Annotated in this window: 5 protein-coding genes; all 5 read right to left on the bottom strand. The window is 62.5% G+C overall.

Translation table 11 applies throughout. The annotated features are described in order from the left end of the window. Positions 1–543: superoxide dismutase (locus AC5DC2_RS18785; protein ID WP_491699569.1), on the bottom strand; the 543-nt coding region annotated here is incomplete at its 3' end. A 172-nt stretch (positions 544–715) separates the two neighbouring features. Further along, the gene (locus AC5DC2_RS18790) at positions 716–3,049 is read right to left on the bottom strand and encodes a glucose/quinate/shikimate family membrane-bound PQQ-dependent dehydrogenase (RefSeq protein ID WP_491699572.1); all 2,334 of its coding nucleotides are present in this window, start codon (positions 3,047–3,049) and stop codon (positions 716–718) included. Between the two features lie 159 nt (positions 3,050–3,208). Further along, complete coding sequence (locus tag AC5DC2_RS18795) at positions 3,209–4,516, bottom strand: DUF2254 domain-containing protein (RefSeq protein ID WP_491699570.1); 1,308 nt, start codon at positions 4,514–4,516, stop codon at positions 3,209–3,211. 60 nt (positions 4,517–4,576) lie between these two features. Continuing rightward, positions 4,577–4,945 (bottom strand): GatB/YqeY domain-containing protein, encoded by a 369-nt coding sequence (locus AC5DC2_RS18800; protein WP_024709797.1) that lies wholly within the window; start codon positions 4,943–4,945, stop codon positions 4,577–4,579. A 103-nt stretch (positions 4,946–5,048) separates the two neighbouring features. Then, positions 5,049–5,299, bottom strand: a 251-nt coding sequence (locus tag AC5DC2_RS18805; RefSeq protein WP_491699571.1) for a prolyl oligopeptidase family serine peptidase, incomplete at its 5' end; no start/stop codon positions are given.

Raw genomic sequence — 5,299 nt, forward strand, 5'->3', positions numbered from 1 at the left:
GAAGGCTTCCAGATATTTCGGGCGCGCATTGCGGTAGTCGATGTAGTAGGAATGCTCCCACACGTCGACGCCGAGGATCGGCTTCGCGCCATGAACGACCGGGTTTTCGCCGTTCGGGGTCTTCATGATCTCGAGCTTGCCGTCCTTGACGGCGAGCCACGCCCAGCCTGAACCGAACTGGCCGACGCCTGCGGCGATGAAATCGGCCTTGAACTTGTCATAGCCGCCGAGATCGGACGAGATCGCGCTTTCGAGCGCGCCCGGCAGCTTGGTGCCGCCGCCGTCCTTCTTCATCCACTTCCAGAAATGCATGTGGTTGAAGTGCTGTGCGGCGTTGTTGAAGAGCGGCTGGTTGGAACCGTATGCCTTGACCATCACTTCTTCCACCGGAAGATTGCCGAGACCGGCTTCTTCCGCCAGCTTGTTGCCGGTGGTCACATAGGTGTTGTGGTGCTTGTCATGGTGAAATTCAAGCGTCTCGGCCGACATGTAGGGGGCGAGCGCGTCGTAGGCGTAAGGCAGTTCCGGAAGTTCAAAAGCCATGTCTGGTACTCCTCTTTGTAATAAATTGACGCTTGCGAGTTACATAGTAAGCCCTTTGGAGAAGGGCAACCGGTAAGCCAGGAAATATCCCGGCGCGCTACCGGAAAGAAAGGGCGCTCGGATGCGTTCCGGTACGCCCTTTCCCGTGGGCCGGCCCCTCGGGAGGCCTATCCTATTCCTCCGGCAGTTTGTAGGCGAGGATGTAGTCGCCCGTCTCTGTGCCGACAGAGCCGTGACCGCCGGCCACGATCAGCACATATTGCGTGCCGTCGGAGGTCTCGTAGGTCATCGGCGTCGCCTGCCCGCCGGCGGGAAGGCGGGCTTCCCAGAGCTGCTTTCCGGTCGTCAGGTCATAGCCGCGGAGGTAGTTGTCCATAGCAGCACCGAGGAAGGCGACGCCGCCCTTGGTGATGATCGGGCCGCCAATGCCGGGCACGCCCATCCTGATCTTCAGACCGAGCGGGTTCATGTCCTGGATCGTGCCGTTCTTGTGTTTCCAGACGATTTCGCCGGTCGTCAGATCCGCGCCGGCGACATAACCCCATGGCGGCGCCTGGCAGGGCACGCCAAGCGGGCCGAGCAGCGTGGAGAAGGCGACGGCATAGGGCGAGCCATTGTTGGAGTTGATGCCCTGTGTCGGCGCTCCCGGCTCCGTTTTCGGCACCAGCGTGGAGGTGTAGGCCATGTAGACCGGCATGGCGAACATCACCTGACGCTCCGGGTCGACGGCGACCGACCCCCAGTTCAGCGTGCCGAAATTACCGGGATAGACGATCGTGCCGTTGAGCGACGGCGGCGTGTAGCGGCCTTCATAATTATACTGCTTCAGCTTGATCCGGCAGGCGAGCTGGTCGAGCAGCGAGGCGCCCCACACATCCTTGCCCGTCAGTTTCGGCGGGTTGAAGGAAAGGGCGGAGACAGGCTGGGTCGGCGACAGGTTCTCGCCTTCAAGACCGCCGTCCTGGGGAGCTGCAACTTCGGTGACCGGGAGGATCGGCTCGCCGGTCTCGCGGTTCAGCACGAAAACCTCGCCCTGCTTTGTCGGCATCACCAGCGCCGGCACGGTCTCTCCGTCAATGGTGAGATCGAGAAGCGGCGGCTGGGCCGGCGCATCCATGTCCCACAGATCGTGGTGGACGCCCTGGAACACCCAGACCGGCTCGCCGGTCTCGACATCGAGCGCGGTCACCGAAGAGGAGTATTTCTCTTCCGAGGGCGAGCGGTTGAGGCCGATCTGGTCGGGAACGCGATTGCCGAAGGGCACATAAACCAGGCCCAGATCGCTGTCGCCGGACATCACCGTCCAGCTGTTCGGCGAATTCTTCGTATAGGTCTCGTCCGGGCCGAGCGGTTCGGTCTTGTCCGGATTGCCGGTATCGAAATTCCAGATCAGTTCGCCGGTGTCGATGTCATAGGCGCGGATCACGCCGGACGGGCTCTGGGTGGAGTAATTGTCGTTGACCGCCCCGCCGACGATGATCTTGCCGGCAATGGCGAGCGGCGCCGAGGTGGAATAATAGTACCCTTGAGTCTTGTAGGGCATGTTTGTTTCAAGATGCAGCGTGCCGTTTTCGGCGAAATCCTCGCAGATCGTGCCGTCCGCGGCATTGAGCGCGATCAGGCGGGCATCCGCCGTCGGCAGGTAGACACGCGTCTTGCAGCGCTCGCCCTCGGCAATGTCCGGATCGGCATAATAGGTAACACCGCGGCAGGTCTGGTGCTGGCGGTTGCCGTCAACCGGCACTTGCGGATCGAACTTCCACTTCTGTTCACCCGTTTTGGCATCAAAGGCCATCGCCCAGCTATGCGGCGTGCAGACATAGAGCGTATCGTCCACCATCAGCGGCGTATTCTCGTAGGTGGTCTCGACAACGTCGTTCGGCCCCTTCATGTCCCCGGTCTGGATCTGCCAGGCAAGCTCAAGGTCGCCGACGTTTTCCGTCGTGATCTGGTCGAGCGGCGAATAGCGCTGACCGCGTTCGGAGCGGCCATAGGCATGCCATTCATCGGCGGGAACACGTTCGGTGACGGAAGCATCGGCGTTGCGAACACCCGGCAGCGAACCGTTGACCGCGTGCGGATCGGTAAAGAGCGACACCGCCGCCACGATGATCGACAGCGTCACCGCGCCGGCCAGCGGCCAGGCGCCCGCGCGGGCTGCGGGTCTTTGTTCGGGAAAACCATATTCGTCGCGCAGGATCGGCCGGCGAACCCACGGCACGAGCATCCAGAGGCCGAGAAGCACGACCAGCCCGCCGCGCGCGCCAAGCTGCCACCAGTCAAGTCCGACCTCGAGCAGCGCCCAGGCGAGGGTGACGAGAATGGTGACCCCGTAAACCCAGTAGGCAAGGGGGTTGCGCGCGAAAATGAGAAAAGACGTCGCCAGAAAGGCGGCGCCGGCAATCAGATAAAACCAGCTGCCGCCAAGGACGATCAGCCAGATTCCGCCGCCGCCCAGATAAAGGCCGATCAGCGCGAAAATCAATGATGTGAGCACGATCATGATGGAAAATCTCCTGAAACTGGAGCTCTTTCCGGGCGATCTGGTTGTAATGAATAGGTAAAGCTTCGCAAAAAAAACAGGTCCCCAACGATCTCCCGGCGATACACGAACAATCGCCGGTGATCCGCCGGCGCTGCCTGTTCGCAAAACGGCGCGCGCGCGCTATTGTTCCGGACTGTTTTTGCGGAAGGTCACCGGCGATGCCGCATTGACGCGCCCGGCCGCGCGCTCCACACGCTCGATATCCGATTGAAAACGCAGGGTTTCCTGCGCTCGCGCCAAGGTCATCGTCGTGAACTTCTCCGACATTTCGGCAAAGCCGGCCATTTCCTCGTGGCTGAGCGCGCGACACGCGTGCAGAAGGTGGATGACCACTTCGGCCATGCCTGCGCCATCCCGCGCCATGGCGGTGAATGCGGCGTCGAAGAACTCCTCCGCCGTTATCGTCGGCATATGGATATGCGGATAGCGCGGCTCCCGGTTTTCATCCGGCCTTTCGCCCGCCTGCATGATGCGTACCAGATGCGTGACCACGTCGATTGCCGTGCCGGGATCGTTCACGGCGGGCGAAAGGGCGCGCAGCGCGATCTGCGACATCACCGTGACGCCGTAGAGCGGATCCTGCGTGTAGCTTCGTTCATGACCGATGGTGAAGGCCCGGGCGGCCTCGTTGACCATGCTCTCGTCCGCGACATCGGCGTCCTGCGGCAGCCGGATGCCGGCGATATGGCGACCGGGGGCCACGAATGCGCCCGGACGTTCCAGCACGTAGATATCGGCGTCGAGCTTGCGCGCGACCGCATCCAGGGCGGCGATGTCGATGAAACGCAGATAGCCCGTCTCGGGCGGGTCGATCATCTGCAGGCCGCCCGGCATGTGACCGTCGAAACGTCTTCCTCCGAGAAAAGGCTCGGCGCGGTAGTTGCGCATCGAGGTGATTGCCTGATCCTCGACCTGCTCGATGGTGCGGCTGATCTTGCCGAGGCGGCCGAGATAGTTGATCCAGCGCAGCAATATGCCGATGATCAGAACGATGACGGCAAGCGTTGCGATGAACAGCACAAGCCGTCCGCCGGCGCCATAGAGATTGGTATTGAGCGCGATCAGGCCGACGAGGCTGAAAATGAAGGAGCCGAGAAAGGTCGAGAGCGCGGCCTGCGCGGTGCGGTCTTCCAGAAGCGTGCCGACGGCGCGCGGCGTGGCGCTGCTGGCAGCCGCCGAGGAGGCCTGAACCACGGTGTTGAGCGAAAAGATCAGCACCGTCAGCATGCTCGAGGCGATGATCGACAGGAGCGAGCCGACCGAATCGGCGCCGATCGTCCGGCCGAGCCCTTCGGGAATATAGGGGTTCAGGAGAACGCCGACCAGCGCCGTTGCAATGCCCGCAAGGCAGTAGATCGCGGCGACAAACCACAATTGCCGCATCACTTGGGACAGGACCCATAACCGCCGGGACAGTTGAAGTTTCATGGCGCTCTTTCTGTCTGGGCGGCTTTGGCCCGGCTCGTCTGGAGCCGGTCGACGGCGCCTTCAAGCCCGTCGGTATTGATCAACGATTTCGGCTTCGGCGCGAAGGACTTCGGCTTCTTCATCGCGGCCGTGAGCGGCAAGTATGTCGGCTGCCTGCCGGCGCTCGCCAGCCTCCCTTTCCAGCAGGGCCCCCAGGCTCTTTGAGGTTAACTCGCCGCGCGCCGTTTCGGTTCCGTTCGAGCCAAAGGCACGTTGCGTGTAAGGCTCTCCGGCATTCTCGAGCTTGACGGCCTGCGCATTGTCGATCGCGGCGATCAGGGAACGGGTCACGCCCACGGTCAGGCTGTCGCGCGTCTGCATCGCGGCCTTCAGGTCGTCACGAAGCCGCGCCCGGAACTGACCGGCTATATCTGTCAGATGGCCCGTCATCCTGCCGTTTGCCCGTGCCTGAAATCCTTGATTGACGGGTCATTACAGCAATGCCGGCCGCCCGGCAACCAGAACGCCGGTCGTCGTTGTCAGGGTCCCCGGTTCAGCCCTCCGCCTTGCCCGAAACCTTGAGCGCGAAGGCATATTCGAGCGCGATTTCCTCCAGCCGCTGGAAGCGCCCGGACGCGCCGCCATGGCCGGCATCCATATTGGTGCGCAGCAGGATCGGGTTTTCGGCTGTGGTAAAGTCGCGCAGCCGCGCCACCCACTTTGCCGGTTCCCAATAGGTCACCCGCGGATCGGTCAGACCTGCAAGCGCCAGAATGGCGGGGTAGGGCTTTGCGGCCACATTGT

It is taken from the genome of Martelella sp. (genome assembly GCF_984369615.1).

Bases quoted from the DNA above. Each gene is read 5' to 3' on its own strand.
- AC5DC2_RS18795 (WP_491699570.1), bottom strand. From the start codon at position 4,516: ATGAAACTTCAACTGTCCCGGCGGTTATGGGTCCTGTCCCAAGTGATG.
- AC5DC2_RS18800 (WP_024709797.1), bottom strand. From the start codon at position 4,945: ATGACGGGCCATCTGACAGATATAGCCGGTCAGTTCCGGGCGCGGCTT.